Annotated in this window: 3 protein-coding genes; all 3 read left to right on the top strand. The window is 68.2% G+C overall.

Going from position 1 to position 1944, the window contains the following annotated elements:
* Window positions 1–578, top strand: a 578-nt coding sequence (locus IE258_RS40575) for a phage terminase large subunit family protein (RefSeq protein WP_189750805.1), incomplete at its 5' end; no start/stop codon positions are given.
* Between the two features lie 41 nt (window positions 579–619).
* Window positions 620–1390: a DNA-methyltransferase gene (locus IE258_RS41965; protein WP_308434255.1), complete on the top strand. Its 771-nt coding sequence runs from the start codon at window positions 620–622 to the stop codon at window positions 1388–1390.
* Window positions 1391–1468: 78 nt separating this feature from the next.
* The coding region (locus IE258_RS40565; RefSeq protein WP_189750803.1) for a hypothetical protein at window positions 1469–1944 on the top strand (476 nt) is incomplete at its 3' end.

The raw sequence follows: 1944 nt of genomic DNA, 5'->3' as shown, positions 1-1944 counted from the left end.
CTGTCGCTTTCCGGGCCGTGGACCTATCTCGCGTTGTCGTCGCCCTCGACCCCGCCGGCGGCGGAACCGACAGCCACGACGAATCCGGCATTGTCGCCGCAGGCCGCTCCACCGACGACCACTTCTACGTCCTCGCCGACCGCTCCGCCCGCCTGTCCGCCGAAGCCCGCGGACGCGAGACGTGCCTGCTGGCCATAGAACTCCAAGCCGACGCTATCGCCGTCGAGATGAACTACGGCGGCGACTCGGTCAGCCAGGTCGTCATCCAGTCCTGGAGAGAGCTGGAACGAGAAGGCCGCACAAAGGGCATGACCATGCCGCGCATCGTCCCGGTGGACGCCAAGAAGGGGAAGCGGCTGCGCGCCGAGCCGATCGCCCAGCTCTATGAGCAGGGCAAGGTCCATCATCTGGCCGAGTTCGATGCGCTGGAGCGGCAGATGGTGACGTGGCTTCCTGGGATGAATAGCCCGGACCGGATGGACGCCGCGGTTCACGCCCTGACCGAGCTGGCAGATCCATCGCAGTCCGGTCTGGGGGTCGGTCAGTACACCGACCAGCGGCTGCGGGGCCGCCGATGAGACGGGGGAACGTCCGGCTGAGATCCGCGCACAATCGGACCGTGACCACACCTGACGCCCTCGACCTGCCGCTCACGCCCCCACCGGGCGGCAAGGTCCTGCACGAGTCCAGCCGGTGCACGATCGTGTGGGGCGACTGCGCCGACCTTGTCGGCAGTCTCCCCACCGTCGACCTGCTGGCCACCGACCCGCCTTACGGCGTCAAGTGGAACAGCGGCCGCAACAGCGGACGGTTCGGACCGCTTCTCGGTGACGACGGCACGCTCGACGTCCCCGGCCTCCTTGGCGCGATCACGCGGGCGCATGTGCGCAGGAAGCGTCACGTGTACGTGTTTGGCTACCGACCTGGACAGCTTTCAGAACCCATGCAGCTAGGGGGTATGGCGGAACTCGTCTGGGACAAGGGTGTCATCGGGCCCGGAAGTCTTGACTGTCCCTGGGGTCCGCAGCATGAGATTGTCGCATTCGGTGTACACAACCAGTCAGCTGCTAATCGGGCACGGGGCGATGGCAATCTCGCCGCGCGCCTGCGGTCCGGGAGCGTCCTGCGGTACCAGCGTCCTAACGCTGCACGAGTCACGAGGCACCCCACGGAAAAGCCGGTCCCGCTCATGCGGGAGCTGATCGAGTCGTCCAGCCGCCAAGGCGACATGGTCCTCGACCCCTTCGCCGGGTCCGGGTCCACCCTCGTGGCGGCCATCCTCGCGGGCCGCCGCGCCTACGGCATCGAGCTGGATCACCGGTATGCCGAGCTGGCCGTGGAGAGGGTGCGGGCGGCGGAGCGGATAGCCGACCAGATAGCCGCTGCCTGACTGGCGGGGGCAACCCTCCCAGGCCTTCGCCCGTACCCTGATCACTAGGCGCGGGGCCTGATGTGTGCGGAGGGTGGCATGGGCTTCGTGTCCGGCCTGAAGCGCGTCACCATCGACGCGTGGTCCTGGCTGAATTACAAGCCGATCTTCAGCGACCCCCGCGGCATGCCGCACCGCAGGGCGTTCCCCGAGGCCAAAGCCACCTGGGTACCCCCGGACGACGAACGCCGCCTCGCCGCGTACAAGCTCCTCCAGGCCTACGACAACAACCAGGCCGCCGAACTCTCCGAGATGGTCGACGGGCCGGAAGCGCGTGAGAAGCGCGAGTTCGGCGACCCCAGCATGTTCGTGGACGCGATCCTCGCGCACGTCCTCGGCCGGGAGCAGCACATCACCGTCCCCGGCGCCGACACGTCTCTGCCCAGCCGGCGGGCCGATACGGACACGCAGGCCGCCGAACGCGTCCAGACCCTCCTACGGGACTGGGCCGACAACGAACTCCTCCCCATGCGGGTGCAGCAGACCGAACGGAAGGCCGTCGCCCTCGGAGACGG

Origin of the sequence: Streptomyces tendae, assembly GCF_014650435.1 — a bacterium.
Taxonomy (GTDB): Bacteria; Actinomycetota; Actinomycetes; order Streptomycetales; family Streptomycetaceae; genus Streptomyces; species Streptomyces tendae.
Note: the sequence above shows the minus strand (reverse complement) of the source record. Positions and strands in the feature narration are given on the sequence as shown.